The sequence below is a fragment of the Nodosilinea sp. P-1105 genome (assembly GCF_012911975.1).
Classification (GTDB): domain Bacteria; phylum Cyanobacteriota; class Cyanobacteriia; order Phormidesmidales; family Phormidesmidaceae; genus Nodosilinea.
Genome location: NZ_SMDQ01000095.1, coordinates 1 through 15,713, shown reverse-complemented (window position 1 = coordinate 15,713; position 15,713 = coordinate 1). Strand labels below are relative to the sequence as shown.

The 15,713-nt window shown below is 51.2% G+C and carries 15 protein-coding genes and 1 pseudogene; 4 read left to right on the top strand and 12 right to left on the bottom strand.

Annotated features, from left to right (window positions below; all coding sequences use genetic code 11):
- Positions 1–62 precede the first annotated feature (62 nt).
- Complete coding sequence (locus E1H13_RS24675) at positions 63–548, top strand: dienelactone hydrolase family protein (protein ID WP_169617629.1); 486 nt, start codon at positions 63–65, stop codon at positions 546–548.
- 180 nt (positions 549–728) lie between these two features.
- Here E1H13_RS24675 and E1H13_RS24670 read toward each other — a convergent pair.
- The 3 genes from E1H13_RS24670 to E1H13_RS24660 all read right to left on the bottom strand — a co-directional run bounded on the left by E1H13_RS24670 (position 729) and on the right by E1H13_RS24660 (position 3,024).
- Positions 729–1,420 (bottom strand): IS1 family transposase gene (locus E1H13_RS24670; RefSeq protein WP_169617628.1). Its coding sequence is split into 2 segments (ribosomal slippage): positions 729–1,096 and positions 1,096–1,420, totalling 693 coding nucleotides; the frame shifts between segments, so codons are not numbered across the junction.
- A 12-nt stretch (positions 1,421–1,432) separates the two neighbouring features.
- Positions 1,433–1,951 (bottom strand): glycosyltransferase, encoded by a 519-nt coding sequence (locus tag E1H13_RS24665; protein WP_169617627.1) that lies wholly within the window; start codon positions 1,949–1,951, stop codon positions 1,433–1,435.
- Between the two features lie 110 nt (positions 1,952–2,061).
- Complete coding sequence (locus E1H13_RS24660) at positions 2,062–3,024, bottom strand: aldo/keto reductase (protein WP_169617626.1); 963 nt, start codon at positions 3,022–3,024, stop codon at positions 2,062–2,064.
- Positions 3,025–3,545: 521 nt separating this feature from the next.
- Here E1H13_RS24660 and E1H13_RS24655 point away from each other — a divergent pair.
- Positions 3,546–4,043, top strand: coding sequence for a rhodanese-like domain-containing protein (locus tag E1H13_RS24655; RefSeq protein WP_240966838.1), 498 nt, complete (start codon positions 3,546–3,548; stop codon positions 4,041–4,043).
- A gap of 174 nt (positions 4,044–4,217) precedes the next feature.
- On the opposite strand, the gene E1H13_RS24650 is transcribed toward E1H13_RS24655, so the two are convergent.
- The 7 genes from E1H13_RS24650 to E1H13_RS24620 all read right to left on the bottom strand — a co-directional run bounded on the left by E1H13_RS24650 (position 4,218) and on the right by E1H13_RS24620 (position 10,710).
- On the bottom strand, positions 4,218–4,934 hold the full coding sequence (locus E1H13_RS24650; RefSeq protein ID WP_169617625.1) for a histidine phosphatase family protein: 717 nt from the start codon (positions 4,932–4,934) through the stop codon (positions 4,218–4,220).
- Positions 4,935–5,077: 143 nt separating this feature from the next.
- Positions 5,078–5,830 (bottom strand): Mut7-C RNAse domain-containing protein, encoded by a 753-nt coding sequence (locus E1H13_RS24645; RefSeq protein ID WP_169617624.1) that lies wholly within the window; start codon positions 5,828–5,830, stop codon positions 5,078–5,080.
- A gap of 129 nt (positions 5,831–5,959) precedes the next feature.
- Positions 5,960–6,556 carry a hypothetical protein gene (locus E1H13_RS24640; RefSeq protein WP_169617623.1) on the bottom strand — a complete coding sequence of 199 codons (597 nt, stop codon included), beginning with the start codon at positions 6,554–6,556 and terminating at the stop codon, positions 5,960–5,962.
- A gap of 117 nt (positions 6,557–6,673) precedes the next feature.
- Positions 6,674–7,561, bottom strand: coding sequence for an SAM-dependent methyltransferase (locus tag E1H13_RS24635; RefSeq protein ID WP_169617622.1), 888 nt, complete (start codon positions 7,559–7,561; stop codon positions 6,674–6,676).
- A gap of 58 nt (positions 7,562–7,619) precedes the next feature.
- Positions 7,620–9,005 (bottom strand): transglutaminase domain-containing protein, encoded by a 1,386-nt coding sequence (locus E1H13_RS24630; protein ID WP_169617621.1) that lies wholly within the window; start codon positions 9,003–9,005, stop codon positions 7,620–7,622.
- A gap of 65 nt (positions 9,006–9,070) precedes the next feature.
- Positions 9,071–10,381: a Y-family DNA polymerase gene (locus E1H13_RS24625; protein WP_169617620.1), complete on the bottom strand. Its 1,311-nt coding sequence runs from the start codon at positions 10,379–10,381 to the stop codon at positions 9,071–9,073.
- Positions 10,382–10,383: 2 nt separating this feature from the next.
- Positions 10,384–10,710: a S24 family peptidase gene (locus E1H13_RS24620; RefSeq protein WP_169617619.1), complete on the bottom strand. Its 327-nt coding sequence runs from the start codon at positions 10,708–10,710 to the stop codon at positions 10,384–10,386.
- Positions 10,711–11,183: 473 nt separating this feature from the next.
- Between E1H13_RS24620 and E1H13_RS24615 the strand changes: the two are divergent.
- Together E1H13_RS24615 and E1H13_RS24610 are read left to right on the top strand one after the other, a co-directional pair.
- Positions 11,184–11,830 (top strand): annotated as a pseudogene (locus E1H13_RS24615) (Uma2 family endonuclease).
- Between the two features lie 171 nt (positions 11,831–12,001).
- A complete protein-coding gene (locus tag E1H13_RS24610) occupies positions 12,002–12,982 on the top strand; it encodes a hypothetical protein (RefSeq protein WP_169617618.1) in 981 nt (326 codons plus the stop codon).
- 545 nt (positions 12,983–13,527) lie between these two features.
- On the opposite strand, the gene E1H13_RS24605 is transcribed toward E1H13_RS24610, so the two are convergent.
- Together E1H13_RS24605 and E1H13_RS24600 are read right to left on the bottom strand one after the other, a co-directional pair.
- Positions 13,528–14,769 (bottom strand): TIR domain-containing protein, encoded by a 1,242-nt coding sequence (locus tag E1H13_RS24605; RefSeq protein ID WP_169617617.1) that lies wholly within the window; start codon positions 14,767–14,769, stop codon positions 13,528–13,530.
- Positions 14,770–15,075: 306 nt separating this feature from the next.
- On the bottom strand, positions 15,076–15,402 hold the full coding sequence (locus E1H13_RS24600) for a hypothetical protein (protein WP_169617616.1): 327 nt from the start codon (positions 15,400–15,402) through the stop codon (positions 15,076–15,078).
- Positions 15,403–15,713 lie beyond the last annotated feature (311 nt).

Genomic DNA, 15,713 nt, shown 5'->3' with positions numbered 1-15,713 from the left:
ACTCCCTATTTTTTGTCCTTCCTATTCTCTCAAAGCATTGTCCCCTGAAGCTTTGAGTCCCCTTGTCACCCGCTAAGGATGCCGATACCCGTGCCGTGCTGGACTGGCTGAAGGCAGAGGCTGGGGTGGCGCCTGGGCAGCTGGGCACGATGGGCTTTTGTATTGGAGGGCATCTGGCTTTTCGGGCTGCTTTGTTGCCAAAGGTTAAGGCGGCGGTGTGCTGCTACCCCACTGGGATCCATAGCGGCAAGCTAGGCCGAGGGGTAGCCGATACGATTGAGCGGGCCAGTGAGATCAAGGGCCAGGTGCTAACGGTCTTTGGCACTCTAGATCCCCATGTACCGCCAGAGGGAAGAGAGAATGTCCTGACGGCATTGACTAAAGCGGGAATAAGGCATAGGAGCCTACTGTATGAAGCCAACCATACCTTCATGAGAGACGACGGCTACCGTTATGACCCCGTGGCCACCGATGCTGCCTGGGGAGAGATTATCGCGTTTTTGGAGCAAACTTTTGATGGCGGAGCAACGTCCCAAGGTGCTAGATAAGGTCGTTGATACCTTGAGAACCTACCCCGAACCTAACGTCAGCTCGCCCAGGATAACCGGCCTAGCTAGGGTGAGAGCGCTAAATGGGCCAGAAAGGGAGCCACCACGGCTAAGTAGAGGGGCACCGCAGCCGAGATAAAGCTGATAACAAATTGGGCGTTGCTGAATAAGGGTATGAATCTATGCTGGGACAGGCACCTCACCAAACTTGAGGTAGTGCAGTAGCAAACGGATAGAGTGTTTCAGCACAGTTACGCACTTGGAGCAGCACAATGTCTTGCGAGCCAATCGAGCCAGATAATGCCTGAGCCGGGTGTTCTCTCCCTCGACCCGAGTCATATAGGTCTTGCTAACAATTTGGTCTCCATCTGGGATGTACTGGGGGTAGACCTTGTACCCATCGGTGACATAAAAGAAGCACTGCCAGAGACTGACCACGACCCATACCGATTCAAAGGTGGTTGCACTACGGTCACCGATGGTCCACGCTAGAATCCCCGGTCCAAAGTGGTTTACCGCTGTCCAGATCCAGATTTTGTTTTTTTTGATCCGACAAAGGTTTGTAACTCATCCAGTTCTCCAACCTCAGGCACCGTCTCGGGGTCATAAGTATCCGGTAGCAGTTCACCGCCCTGCTTTACCCACGTGATCACCGTTGTGTGATGCACCCCCTTGACCCGCTCAATGGATCGAAAACCAGACTGATTGACGTACATTCTGAGGCATTCGCGTTTGAAGTCATCGGAGTAACCTCTGGGCGGATCATAGTGGTCGATAAACTGACGACCGCATTTGACGCAGATGTGATTTTGCTTACCTTTCTTCTTGCCGTTTTTACGGATATGAGTGGCTCCACACTCAGGACATTGCATGGCAGATTACCCCTAATTCATACCTTCATTATGCAACGCCAGATTGTTAGTGATGGTGCCATCGTATTTGTAGCGAGCGTAAAGGGGAGCAACGTAGTCGTAGCTATGTTCCAGTAAAGGATCCAACATATGGTACACCCAGTCGGGCATAATGCTACGCAAATCGGCGTCTACACAAAGACAGGCCTGGGCATCGAGTTCAACGGCAACCGCAAATACGCTCCGTAGAGCCGACCCTTTTCCCTGAATGCCCTGTTCGCAGGTAATGATTTCTGTTTGTTGGGGAGCAGGCGGAGCAATACGGGCCTGTTCGCGGGTCCCGTCTATGGAGTGACCATCAACTACCAGCAGCACTGCTCGATGGTAGGGATAGTAGTGGGCTAACCCTTGGGAGACAGTTTGAACCACATGGTGAATGCTGGTGTGGTTGTTGTAGCAAGGAATGCCTATGACGATGTCGGTAGTTCCAATCTCTGAAAGACTGGCTTGGACGTTGGGATACAAAACTTGTTCTGACTCTTGAAGCCGCATAGTTATCGAAACTCCTTCACCACGGTTCACGCTCTTGAACCATGTCAAGCCCAATCGCAGGTGTGGGTTCTCCACTGGGAGACAATTTCTCGTCTGGACTTGACCAAAGGCTAATTGGGCTCTTCGTTGGGACAATGCCCGGCCATGGTGAGTTTGGTCATTTGATCGTCAATCAGGGTGATGTCGAGAGCCCCCAGGTTTTCCTGCATATGAGCCGGTTGACCTGCGGAAAAGATGGGAATCAGGGGCGGCTGCCGCTGCATCATCCAGGCCAATACCACCTGGTTCGGGGTGGCTCCTACGGCCTGGGACACTTCCTTGAGGGCGGCCATGCGGGCATCGGTATCCGGTCCCTGATAGGCTTGGGCGATGGGCCGATCGGTGCGCACATAGGCACCCCGCAGCAGCGGCGTGTAAGGCAGCATGGTTTTGCCTCGGGCATCGCAGTAGGTGGCCAGGTTTTCATCGATCAGTCGTTGGGGGAAGAAGTAGCTGCCCGGTTGGGGCCGCAGGTAGGTGAAACGCTGCTCGATACAGGTAAACTCGGCCAGTCCTTTTTGGGCAGCGATCGCATCAGCATCCGCCAGCCGCCAGGCCAAATAGTTGCTAGCCCCAGCAAAGCGAATCTTGCCGGACTCTTTCAGTTGGGTGAATGCAGACAGGGTTTCTTCGAGGGGGGTATTGGGATCATCCTTGTGAGCGTAGTACAAATCGATGTGGTCTGTCCCCAGCCGCCGTAGGCTCTCTTCACAGGCTGAAATAATGGTTTTGGCCGCCAGCCCATCCGGCACAGTCCCATAGCCAAACCCTACCTTGCTAGCAATGAACAGCTCGTCCCGGTTACCTCGCTCCCGTAACCACTGCCCTAACACCACTTCACTTTCTCCGCCTTTGGCATTAGCGGCCCATTGGTTGTAGCAATTAGCCGTATCCAGAAATCGCCCGCCTGCTTCGAGATACATGTCTAAGAGCTCTGCAGATTCTGCATAAGAGTTTAGAGTGCCAAAGCGCAGAGTACCTAACCCTAAGCAACTCACAAACACATTGGTATCGCTAAGTTCTACTGTCCTCATAACCAACTCTCCTACTTCAAAATTTGAAGCCACTCCATACTGACGGAAGAATGAGAGCCATTTAGCCGAGGTAACAGGCTATGCTGAGCAGTAGCCGATATAAGCCAGATCCAAGTCCAGACCCAGAATTCTGCCTGTGGTAAAACTCCAAATACCGAGCTGGGCTTGGTATATCACCACATAATTTTATGAGCGTTAATAAACTTCTCTTTGTCAGTATGGGTAAGGTTCTTGACCCGCATTGACATAAGTTGTGTTACTTTGAAATGTGCAACCGTCAAAGTCAAACTTTGCTGTGGTTTATGCCAAATTCAGTTCGACATCTAGGCCTTTCTATAGAAAACCTGCACGTCTAACTTAGGCTAGGTTTATTCAACGCTCATTCCAGCTACCATGCTCATCTTAGTGGAAATCATAAATGTGGCAGCAACTATTTAATAAAAATAAATCCGTACTATTTAAGTGATGACCTATATTGTTTTTTACAACAGTTTTTGCAGAATTGTGTCAGCTGTCTAGTTATGCAGTATTATCCCCTGAACCAGTGGCTGCAGCGTTTCATGCTGATTGTGCTGCTGGGAGTTTTGATCTTTGGCTTTGGCCAACCTGCGATCGCAGAGAGTCCGTCTATGGGTGGCATCGTGGTCCCCGGAGATGGGACTGAACCCACAGTAACGTTGGAAACCAGGGTGGATCAGTTCCTCCAGAACATTCCCCCTGGTTTTTACGGGGTGCGGGATGTGGCGCAGATTAAGGCCAAGGTAGCTGAGGGCAAGACGCTATTCATCGATGTGAGAGAGCCGTCTGAGTACGCGGGTGGTCACATTCCAGGGGCGATCAGCATTCCCTTGCGGGAGCTAGCCCAGCACCTTGACCAGGTACCCCATGACCAGCCGGTGATGCTCTACTGCTCGACGGGCTATCGTACCGGCATTGGGGTGATGGCTTTGCGGCTGCTGGGCTATGACAATGTAGAAGGCTATCCGCCCAGCTATGTCGGGTGGCAGCAGGCCCAGTAGGACTTAAACCAGCCCATGACCATCTCCTTTGACCGAGCCGCCGACTTCTACGACAGCATCCGATCTCTTAATAGACATACCAAATCCAACTCTAGCGGTGGAGTTTTGCCTGTGGGATAACTTCAAAGCTTAAATTGGACTTGGTATAGTTTCCGGTTGAAAGTTGATTATTCTTTAGAAGTCCTCAAGCGTATCAACAGTGATCATTTTCCACATGTTAACGTAACCATCGGGATAGACAGTCAACTTAAAGACTTCATCATTCCCTTGACTGATTCGGCCAATAGCTTCCTCTGGAGGAATACCAATAAGCTCTGCAATAACTAAAGGATTAATACCACTGTGGCCTACAATCATAACGTTGCCACCCGGATGGCTCTCAACAATTTGGCGTGTTGCTTCGCTGACTCTTCCAAAGGTAGAAATTAGGCTTTCACCACCATCCATGTCATCTTCTGGATCTAGGAAGCGAGGCAAAAACTCATCAGCCACTTCTGATTGGACTTCGCCTTCATAAATACCTCTAGACCGTTCGTTTAAGGCTGGTAGAGGTGTGATTGAAGCAAAGTCTGAAAAGAATTCAGCGGTTTGAATAGCTCGTGTCAGTCCGCTAGGATAAATTTGATCAAGCTCGATATTGGGCAAAAGAACTGAAACTTGCTCAGCCTGTTGTAAACCTGTTTCGTTGAGTGAATTATCTGTATCACCTTGTAGCCGACCTTCTAAATTCCAGTCAGTCTGACCATGGCGAACTAAGTAAATTGTTAAAGGGCCAACGGTCTCTTCATGGGTTTCAGCAATCGCAACATTAGGGAAGGCAAATAAGGCTGCGCTTATTCCTAACCCAAGACTGGCTGAGGTAAATGCATTACGAGATGGGAAACCTGTCATGTCTACTCCTCACAATAATATTCGGGAACGCATCACACTAAGGCTCAGCCTTTGCGTGACAGAATTTTCATTTTCATCCCAAGTTTTACGTGCAAGCTTTACCTCTGTATGTATCCTCAAGCACAAGCAAATTATTTGACTGATTATGGATCCGGCTGAATAGGAGACACTCGGCTCACCAACTGTCGGATGCGGTCATAGTGAGCGCCCTTCCAATAGACCTGTTGACAGCGTTGGCAGCGGGAAAACTCGTTGTAGTGTAGGCGGGTGAGGGGCGGAAGCTGATCGGCCACGGTAGCCTTATCGACAGCGGTGAGCTGGCCATTGCAGCGGGGGCAGCGTTCTAGCGGGGCTACGGCCTCGTGGAGGGAGAAGCGCTCTAATACTTCCCTCACTTGGGTTCCTGGGTCAGAAGAACGAAAGATGTAGCCATGGGTTACGATGCTGCGTTTCAACAGACCTCGGTCCTGGGTGAGCAGGATGCGCTGCCCTTGGCTAGACAGTTGGGCTAGCTCCTGGTCATCGTAGTCGTGGCGGTAGAGGGTATCGAATCCCAGTAGCCTCATGTAGGTAGCTAGCTTGCCCAGATGCACATCCAGCACAAACTGAACCATTGGATAGGGGACAGGGCGCACCTGAGAGATGGGGGTGATCTCAAGCTGGTGGAAGTGAGGATAGACGCTGATGCGATCGCAGTCTTGGGTTAGGTAATCAAACCCCACCGATTCTCCATTCACCAAAATCAGGTCTACCTCGGGATGGGGTACCCCCAAGGACTCAATCACATCCTTGATGGAGGCCGGTTCGTTGATCCAGTGGCTAAAGTCTACCTGTCTACGGCTAGGTGGCAGAAGGTCATTGAGCCCAGCATAGAATCGACACAGTAGTTGCAGCATCTGGTTCTGAGTGAGATGTAATCGTGCTTGAGGATGGTGCTGATGACATTATCTGAGGTGATGATCGTCATTGGGCCGGTTTCTGGTTAAAGGCACTGTATTGCCCTGGTTCGAGCAGCAGTCATGCAACTAATCGAGATATTGCAGGGATTCTAGGATTTGGTTTGCTGTTTCTGGATCAATCATGGTGCAGCCTGTGTAGTCTAGGGTCGGACTGGCAACCCGGTAGTAGGCGCGATCGCCCTTAATCCAGTCTGAGAAAAGGATAGGGTCAGGAAAGCCCGCTGTCTCATTGCCGCCGTCACTCCAGAAGAGTTGATAAGTGTAGTCTTCCATATCCTCTAGAGGCTGGGCTAAAGTGGGTAGGCTGGCTTCTATTTCATGCTCAGGAACCGGACCACCAAAGCCCCCCATGGCGGCTTCCACCTCAAAGCAGGTCTGAGCCCCTGAGTTTGGATCAACCTTGCGGTAGACGATCGCATAACCGCCAGAGAAAGCATCATCTGGGGGCACAGGCGTAACATCCAGACTGGTTGGCTCAAAGCCAGGGGGCACCATTGTCGGCACTGCCACGGGGATGCCCGCATAGTTGAGCGATTCAACCTGCCACGGCGAAAGTCTAGCCTGGGTCGCCACATCATCATTTTGGCTCAAGGCTGTTTGCCCTAGGGCAGCAGCAATGACGATAGCCAAGCTGGCGATGGAATAGACGGTGGGATGTTTCATGATGCGCGGCAGGCTCAAACTAAAGACCACTAATTAATTCAGCCAAAGTGAGGCTGATTCCGGGAATTATTGCCTATCTATCCTGTAAGGCTGTTATGGAGGGCGAAACTGAGGCAATTAGTGTGGATCCTTTTTAGCTTGCACCAACCAAACTCCCCTTTCCTGCTGGTGGCCCCCAACTTCGGCTGTCACAGGCATGGAGGCTGGATATCTGCCGTGAGCAATTCCAATATTCTGTGGTTGGCTGACTTCAGCACTCCAGCCATAGCCCTGCAAAAGCTGCTGAGGCTCATCGCAGCCAAATTGCCAGTGGCGCACTACTCGCCCCCGGTCGGCGTTCTTAGCGCTCTGAGCTGCCCGTATAGAGCCGCTTTTTACCGCATCCAGGCCCAGCACACTACCAGGGCAGCTCAACGCCGCAATAGTCCTCAGTAGAGAATGAACCGAAGGTTCTGGCAGGTACATGACAACACCTTCGAGGATCCAGATAGTTGGAATGTCTTGCCTCAAACCTGCTTCTAGTAGTCGAGCAATCCAACCTGACTGAAAATTTTCCAAGTCACCGGCAATCATGTGGTGGCGACAGTTTGGCTTGATGTTTCGCAGGGTATTGGCCTTGTAATCCAGAACCCCTGGTAGATCAACTTCATAGAGGCTGGTGGCGGCTGGCCAGGGCAACCGATAGGCTCTGGTGTCGAGTCCTGAACCCAGGATGACGACTTGAGGCTGAGAGAGCTGGGGCAGCGTGGCCAGCAACAGGTCATCAAAGAATCGGGTACGGATGGCAATGTAGCGGGTGCGCTTGGCAATGACATCCTCTAGCGATCGCCCCTGCCTTTCGGCCACCTGCCGCCATTTAGATAGAAGGTTCTCAACTTCATTACCTGCTAAAGCCGCAGCATAGGGGTCACTAAACAGCGGAACAGGGAGGGACTGCTCGATGGCCCGTTTTGCCGCCACAATCTGGGCGGTGTAAGAGATGGGATCCGTAGATGGTGAGGGCACAGATAGATTCTCTACAGTTTGTCCTATTGTCTTGTCGGACTATTCCGGTTTCTTAGAACTATCGCCGATTGAACTCCACCTGGCCCACATAGCCAAAGCTACCGTACTGTTCATCACCGCTGAACAAGCTAACTTCGTAAGGGCCAGAGGCCGGGAGAGGACAGGTAATCTGCGGGCCTTGGGTTGGGCTATCGGTGCAGTTTTCAGCCTGGGCCGAGCCTTTAAGGGCATAGCTGGAAAGCAGCCAGCGTTGGTTAGGGTTTTGGAGTTGGATCACTGCGGTTTGGTTGGTGTCCGTCTGCGATCGCGTGGGGGCAACCAGTTGCATTCCCTCGGCAAAGAACTGGGCTCTCATCATTGGCTGACGTAGGAATTCACCCCGGCTGATGGGCTGCGATCGCAGTTGCCATGCCTCATCTTTAGGGAAGTGGCTGATTCCCATTACCTCTGGGGGTGGGAATAGGTAATCTGTCTTGTAGCCCTTTTTGAAGCCTGATGCCCGATCCACAGAACCGCTGTTCCAGGTGGGATCAAGTAGGTACCACTGGCCGTTGATCTTGGCAGCATTCCAGGCGTGGCGCTGGCCTTCGAGGTCGCTGGTGGAGTTGCGGGAGTCACCGGTGACATAAACAATCTCTTCGCCAATCGCCTGGCCCAGGGCTTCCAGCAGCTTGGCATAGCCCGCACAGACGGCTACCCGGCGCTGAAAGACGGTCTCGGCATCCTGGGGCGGGTATTTCCCGGCAAAGTAGTTAGGGGCATCGTAGGCGATGCGGTCAGCCACGTAGTCATGGAGTGCTTTGACCCGCAGCAGGGGATCTGTCTCCTGGCTGGCGATGTACTGGGCCACTGACTCAATGCTGGTTTCGGCGCTGGCGGGCATGTTGATCACGGCTGGATGAAGGCCCACATCTGTCCAGGGCCACCCTTTACCCTGTCCAGTCTGTCCTGTGGGTCTGGGCTGGGGCCGCACCTGGGTGGCGTCAGCGTACTGGTCGAAAGGGTTTTGGTGGAACCTCAGGTATAGCCCCTCCAGACTTCTGGCGGCGGTGAACAGTCCTTTGCGGGCTAACTCTGCCTGGGGGCCATACATGCCGTCCAAGAACCAATCGCCACGGGTAGACAGGGCCAGGAACGAGGTTTGGGGCCGCAGCGCCAGCAGCAAGAAAAGGAAGGCCAGATTCAGCAGCAGCGTTCTTAGGACAATGCGATCGCCCCAGGTGAGAATCCCAGCTATTCGCTTTTTGCCGTTCCGCATGTCCCAGAGGATGGGCACCAGGGGGAACAGGAGGATGCCAGAGAAGACCGTCAGCAACTTGGGGCCATTGATGTAGGCCACTAGCGAGGAAGCCAGCCACACACCCAGCACTGGGGATAAGAAGACGGCCAGGTAGAACAGGGTTCTGATGATCAGGGATGGCAGCTTGAGGAATAGGAAGCGCATGGCTCTGAGGACGTAGACTACCGAGGCAAGGTTTCAGTCTAGGTTTCCCAGATTGTGACTGTGCCTCATCGGACTGGCTTACAGGGCAGTCTTGTTGAGGTTGGCTTTACCATTTGCCAAACCTTCACTGTCGGCAGCTCCCCCCAGTGGGTGGTGTAGCGTTGGGAGAAATACTCTGACCGCATGGCCCAGGTGGGCTTCAGGCCCAGAGCCCCAAACTTGACGGCATCAGGACAGAGCTTGCGGTTGAGGCTATCCATGGTCTGCATCAGCTTGTCGCGCTTTTCGGTATCCACCGGGGCGGCAAACAAGCTGCCCTGCACCTCCCCCACTGGGGTTAGGTCCGTGGCGATGACTTTGGCTTTCAGGTACTCATAGCCGGGGGTGAAGGCGGCTTCAGCCAGCTGCATGGCCTCATGGATCAGTACGGCGGTGTCATGGGTGGGCGGGTCGAGGGCCACTGAGCGAGCGGCGACGTATTGGTTTTTGGCCCGGTAGTAGCTGGTGCGAATGGCGACTGTGAAATGCCCAGCCACCAAACCATCGGCCCTCAGCTTTTCAGCACAGCGGGTGGTGTAGGTGGCCACCGCCTCTTTGATGTCTGATAGCTCTGTGACCAGGTGGCCGAAAGAGCGAGAGACAATCCGCATGGTGACCGGGGCGGCGACGGGCTCCATGGGGAAACAGGCGGTGCCGCGCAGTTCCAGTACCGTTCTCAGGCCCAAGATGCCGAACGTCTTTTTAATCAGGCGCTCATCAGCGTTCTTCAGCTGGAGTACGGTCTTGATGCCCATGCTGTTGAGCTTGGCTTTGAGGTTGCGGCCAATGCCCCACACCTCCCCCACGTCGATGCTGGCCAGTACCGCGTCTGGGTCGGCCAGGGTGCCAAAGTCCAGCACCCCATCCAGGTCAGGATGACGTTTGGCGCCATGGGCCGCCAGCTTGGCCAGGGTCTTGGTCTTGGCAATGCCCACCGATACGGGAATGCCGGTCCACTGTTTGACCGTGGTGCGAATCTTGTGGCCATAGTCAGTGAGGTCGGCTTTGGTAAACCCATGTAGGCCCAGAAAGGCTTCATCGATGGAGTATTGTTCCACCTCGGGGCTGAAGTGCTGCAGGGTCTGGATTACCCGGCGAGACATGTCTTTGTAGAGCACCGGGTTGGAGGAGAACACATGCAGCTTGCCCTGCTTCACCAGGTCTTGCACCGAGTACAGGGTGGCCTGCATGGGGATCAGTTGTTTGGCTTCGGGCGATCGCGCCACGATACACCCATCGTTGTTAGACAACACCGCCACTGGCTTACCGTCCAAGTCAGGGCGAAAGACCTTCTCACAGGAGGCGAAAAAACTGTTGCAATCGACCAGGGCAAACATGGCTAGACCTTGCGAATCAGGTGGGCAACGACCCCACAAATGTCAATGTCCCCATCTGTACCCCGTTGCCAGCCAGGGGGCACGAGCTGACCCTGGTGCTGCTCAACCCGCAGGACCTGGAGGGTACCGGCAATGGCAGCTACCACCAGGGAGCCATCCTGGGCCACCCGGGAGCGATCCACCAGCAGCAGATCCCCCGGTTGCACCGCCTGACCAGCCACCATGTCCCCCTCGACCCGCATGAAGAAGGTGGCAGCAGGGTTGTGGATTAGGTGGTGGTTCAGGTCTAGGCTCTGCTCAATGGCATCGCCGGGGACAGGGAAACCCATGGGAATCAATCAACAATCAGTTCATCTATACTAGTCTTTCTCTGGCACGATGATCGCCAGACCCCCTTAGGTCCGCCACTCGATCCACTATAGGCTCAAACACTGGGTCGAAATTCCTCCCCTGCGAGAAGCCCGCATCTGCATTATTTCGTTAACCCTAGCGAATCGCTTGCCACGTAAAGCTTACAGCCCTTTTTTAAGGGGCTATTGAGAGCGATTCGCAATAATTTCACCTTCCGTTAGGCCCCCGCGAAAATGGCTATCTAGAGCCCTTTTCCCGCAAGGGTTCTAGAGGCCGGGGGTTCAAATCTCATTACCCCGCAAGGGGACGGAAACGATGGGAAAGAACGAAAAGAGAAAAACGAAAAAAGAAAACTCTTTGTCTAATTTGATTGTGGTGGCAGAATGCTCTTCGTTCTGCTGCGCACGGGCTACGCCCTACGTTCTTCGTTTTTCTCTTTTGAGCTCCCCCCATGGTTACCCTACAGCTACGCCAGCTCGATGTGCCTCCAGGGCAGCGGTTGCTGCTACACGATGTGAGCTGGGCTGAATTTGAGGCGATTTTGGCTGAGTTGGGTGAGCAGCGCGGCTCTCGCATTGCCTACGACAACGGTTTGCTCGAAATTATGGCCTCCTACCGGAACATGAGTCGGACAAGGAAATCATCGGCGATTTGCTGAAGGCGTTGCTAGAAGAGCTGGATATTGAGTTTCGCAGTCTAGGCTCAAAGACGTTTAAGCATGCCACCATGCTGAAGGGTATTGAGCCGGATCGATGCTTTTACATTCAAAATGAGGCAGCGGTGCGCGGCAAGAAACGGCTGGATTTGACTGTAGACCCACCACCGGATCTGGCTCTGGAGGTGGATATTACCTCTCGCACCCATCCAGATACCTATGCGGCCTTGGGTGTACCTGAGCTGTGGTGACGGGACGGGCAAACCATTCGGATCTATCAGCTCCAAAATGGTCAGTATGTGGAGGTAGACAACAGCCCTACGTTTCCGGTCTGGTCGCTGCAAACGGAAATTCCGATCTATGTGGCCCAGAGTCAGGTGGAGGGGGGGAATCGGACAATGCGATCGTTTCGTCAGTGGGTAAGGGGTAAAATGGAAAATTGAAGAAGGAAGACCGAAGACATAAAACCTAGCGCCCTCGCTCCTAGCCTCTGGCTGGGAGCCTCTGGGGCGGCTCTGCCGCCAAAATCAAGCAGGTAGAGTCTTGGTGAAGGGTGCCCAGGCAACTACTACCAATCAATTCTCCCTTTTCCACGCACAGTCTAGGAGAGCTAAATGAGCCGAACTCCGCTTCTAATTATTTTGCTAACAGCCTTAACTATTATTGGCATTTTTCTATATTCTGATCAGTCTCATGTGGCGGCTCAGCAGACAGTTGACCTAAATTCTCCTAATTTGCCTCCTGAAACGATTAGTGCAATACAACTTGAGATAGATAGGCATAGAGAAGAAATCGACGCTCAGATAGAAAATTGGTTCTCAGAACAAGAATCTAACTTGATTTCGACTTTAAATCAGAAAGTTGAAGATGAGTTTTCCTCGGAAGATTTACCATCTCAACACTTTGACATGGTTAAGCACATTTTTGATGAAACTCGAAATTCTTTTGATATTCTAGCAAGGGGAATAATAATATTGACTACGGTTGCAGTTGCCGTTATCGCCATACCCCTAGGAGGTAGCCTTCGAAGTATCAATAAAGTCAAAGATAGTGTCGAACTTGAGATCAACAAAACTCAAAAACTAACAACTGACTTAAGTGAAAAGCTGAAAAACATAAAAGACCTAGAGAGGGAGATACAAGAAAAAGATAAAAACATAAACGAATTGCTAGAGATCAGGAAATCTTTGAGAGAGAAAAGAATTTTGTGGATTTCTGAAAAGAAGAATGATAATGATCAGGAAATGATAGGAGACTTAAGGGAAAATAAATTTCAAAATATTTCTATGCATGACATTCGTGAGTTTAATGAATCTGGCTTCGGATCCAGCTGGCACAGCGAATGTGATTGCGTTGTATACTCTATGTCTGATATCTCTAAATTAGAAAGTCTGAAAAGTGTTATTAGTTGCTTAAGAGCTATGCCAAGGAAGCCTCCGATATTGATATACACTTACAAACCTAATGGGAAACCATTCAAAATTTCCGATGATCAAATGAGTGAGTTGAATCAATATAGAAACTATGCAATATCAACAACCCCGGGCAATTTTAAGTCGACTTTTAATGGATTGATTTTAGGAATAGTGGTTTAGAGGAAATAATTTACACTTCAAACTTATTAATTCGCATTTTTGTTGTATCCTAAATATTGAGTGGATGGCTCAAAGGGCCCTTTATCGCGTAAGCGATAGATGATAATTGGGTGAATTGCCGAAAAGTCTGAGGGACAGATAATCGGCAGCCAAGGTCAAAATGGCGGATAGGATCCTATCCAAGGGTTTGACAAGGTTCAGAGACTAGGAACCGAGCGAAAGCAGTAATGTTCCCACGAGCGCCCAACATCTTTGTGAAACAGAGATGATGAGATAGTCCGTACTACCGCTATATTCCCAAATATATGAAACGGTAGAAGCAAGGGATAAAGAGCCTTTGCGATAACAGGTCAACACTATGTGGCTTAGTTTTCCACTCAGATAACACAGTTGAAGACAAAAGTGAAGGACTAGTGAAGTATTCACATTTAGGCTTTCCTGTTCCCAGTGTGCTGTGAGGACCACAAATTTCGCCGATGGCCAGTGCCGCAGTCGGTCCACCCGGGCCAAACAGCAAGCCGCCGATCATGACTGATGTTGTCCAACTATGGCATGGGCAGATGCACGTACTGACTCCGGGCATGGTCCCATTCCATGAATTTGATTTTGGGGATGACGTGGGTGGTGAGGTTGGCGGCAGCCAGCAGGGCCACGTGGTTGGCGGTGGTCCAGAAGATCACAAGTTCTTGCACACCATACTCTCGGCGCAATTGCTCCACTGAGGCGATCAAATTTTTGACCAGATCCATGGCTTGCTCTGAGTCTTCAATGAAACCAGACTCAATCCAATAGAGGGGCAACTCTGGAACCGCCTGCTGTACATCTGAGGCAAAGCGAGGCGAGCCGACGCCCAACGCTACTGCTGTCGGTGGCACGTCTGGATCAATGACTCCCTGAGATACCAATGTGGCTTGGTCGGCATTCCCCCCCGCTAGGGCCGTATGCCGTGGCTGCTTTCGGTTGTCTATCGCTCGACCATCCCGGTCATAACCATAAAGGACAGCGGCGGTGGTGCGATCAAAGTGGCGACCCACGGCCCAAACCAGTCCTGTCTGAGCATTGCCCAAAACCCTGACTTTACGAGGTTCCCCTCGCACGGTGCCCAGGGCGTTGGATAGGGACTGTTCCAGGGTGTTGACCATATCCTGCCAGTCGTCACCAGTTAGCAGTTCTCGCAGTTGGCGAGATCCGGCACTGGGGCGAAACGTAAGCGTGGGGGCTTTGAGATTGGCAATGTTGACAGGCAGTTCTGGTAGGCCACGGCGAGGACCACTACCCCGTTGGTCTAAGACGATGACAGCCTCTGCCCAGGTGCTGGGGATGGAGTGACGGTAGACGGTGGCGGCAATTTTGTCGGCGATCGCATCGGGGTCAGGTTCCCCGGCATAACCCAGTTGATTAACGCGATCGCCATCGGCATGGAGGAAGCGATCACGGAGTAATGGATGGCTTTTCACCAGCTTGAGGGGATCTCCTAAATACACCGGCAGTAGATGTTCGGTTCCAGTCTGAGCCTCGATCGCCCATCTCAGTTCGTCGTTACACCATTCGGAGTTCAAGGAGGCTTCTGATAGAAAAATTGTTAGCGTCGCTTGTTGTTGGACAGCCTGTTTGAGCATGTCATCCAGTGGTCCCATTTCGAGCAGCTCATTTTTGTCGAGCCAGGCCAAGACACCGCGCCGTCCCAACCGTTGGGCCACTGCTTCTACCAGGTCATGATCCCAAGAAGAGTGGGATAAGAAGGTGGAAACAGAAAAGTAGAAATCAGAGTTTAGGCATATATTCATATCTCACATCTCCACAATATAAGTGCAGTACCAATGATCCACCATGAATAAGATTTAGAGTAAAGCTATTCCTGAGACAACCTCGTCACTGCAAGACTATGGGATCCCAAATCTTGACATGAATATTGCGATAAAGAAATTCGAGCAGCAGATATTTTTTGAATTCCTGAAAATTTATTATTTTTATTTAAAAAATACTTCAAACCAATAACGACTTCATCAACGACTTCATCTCTTCTCCTTTACCCTCTTAAGTAATTTATTAAACTTTAAGATTTATTTAAACGAGCAAGCAATTCCCAATAGTCAAGTAATTTTTATTCCAACCAAACTCAACACTTTGAGAGGACTGTGATAATGCTCATTAAAAATTCGTTTTGTCCAAGCACTCATAAAGTAATTAAGCCTTAAATGCTTTTTGATGTTTCCTAATGCACTGTTTTTTTTGTTGTCAAGTGTGTTGATTTGGATAAAAAGCATAAAAGACTCCCATATAACCTTCAATCCGATATGTCCATGACATAACCACCGGGCTGTAGACAAATCCCCTTCAGAAAGTTTCTTTTGCCATAATTGATAGTTTTCAATAATATTATTTGCATCCTCCAAAGAAAGCCTTTGCCTCTCAATCAAGCTATTTCTCCAAGATTCTAAAGATACAGTTAACTTACAGTCTTGGATACACAAAATTCTCCAGTGTATACTACCTTCTACAGGGTAATCGCATCTAATTTGGTATAAATTGTACTTGACAAAATACCAGAGAATAGATGGGTAAATATTAGTTGTCCATGAGACAGCGGGAGAGCCGTGCAGCGGGGTTACATAGGACATCATTCCCCTCATCAACGTGGAGAGACCCCATGACTCAAGGCTTTGGTCAACGGGTTCTGAGTCCTCAACAGGCCCGAGAGACTAAGATTTTAAGACGGAGCGTCCTCCAG

Excerpts from the sequence above, each read along its gene's own strand:
- E1H13_RS24645 (WP_169617624.1), bottom strand. The coding sequence starts at position 5,830 with ATGCTGCAACTACTGTGTCGATTCTATGCTGGGCTCAATGACCTTCTG.
- E1H13_RS24660 (WP_169617626.1), bottom strand. The coding sequence starts at position 3,024 with ATGAGGACAGTAGAACTTAGCGATACCAATGTGTTTGTGAGTTGCTTA.
- E1H13_RS24625 (WP_169617620.1), bottom strand. The coding sequence starts at position 10,381 with ATGTTTGCCCTGGTCGATTGCAACAGTTTTTTCGCCTCCTGTGAGAAG.
- E1H13_RS24620 (WP_169617619.1), bottom strand. The coding sequence starts at position 10,710 with ATGGGTTTCCCTGTCCCCGGCGATGCCATTGAGCAGAGCCTAGACCTG.
- E1H13_RS24610 (WP_169617618.1), top strand. The coding sequence starts at position 12,002 with ATGAGCCGAACTCCGCTTCTAATTATTTTGCTAACAGCCTTAACTATT.
- E1H13_RS24605 (WP_169617617.1), bottom strand. The coding sequence starts at position 14,769 with ATGAATATATGCCTAAACTCTGATTTCTACTTTTCTGTTTCCACCTTC.
- E1H13_RS24640 (WP_169617623.1), bottom strand. The coding sequence starts at position 6,556 with ATGAAACATCCCACCGTCTATTCCATCGCCAGCTTGGCTATCGTCATT.
- E1H13_RS24655 (WP_240966838.1), top strand. The coding sequence starts at position 3,546 with ATGCAGTATTATCCCCTGAACCAGTGGCTGCAGCGTTTCATGCTGATT.
- E1H13_RS24665 (WP_169617627.1), bottom strand. The coding sequence starts at position 1,951 with ATGCGGCTTCAAGAGTCAGAACAAGTTTTGTATCCCAACGTCCAAGCC.
- E1H13_RS24650 (WP_169617625.1), bottom strand. The coding sequence starts at position 4,934 with ATGACAGGTTTCCCATCTCGTAATGCATTTACCTCAGCCAGTCTTGGG.
- E1H13_RS24630 (WP_169617621.1), bottom strand. The coding sequence starts at position 9,005 with ATGCGCTTCCTATTCCTCAAGCTGCCATCCCTGATCATCAGAACCCTG.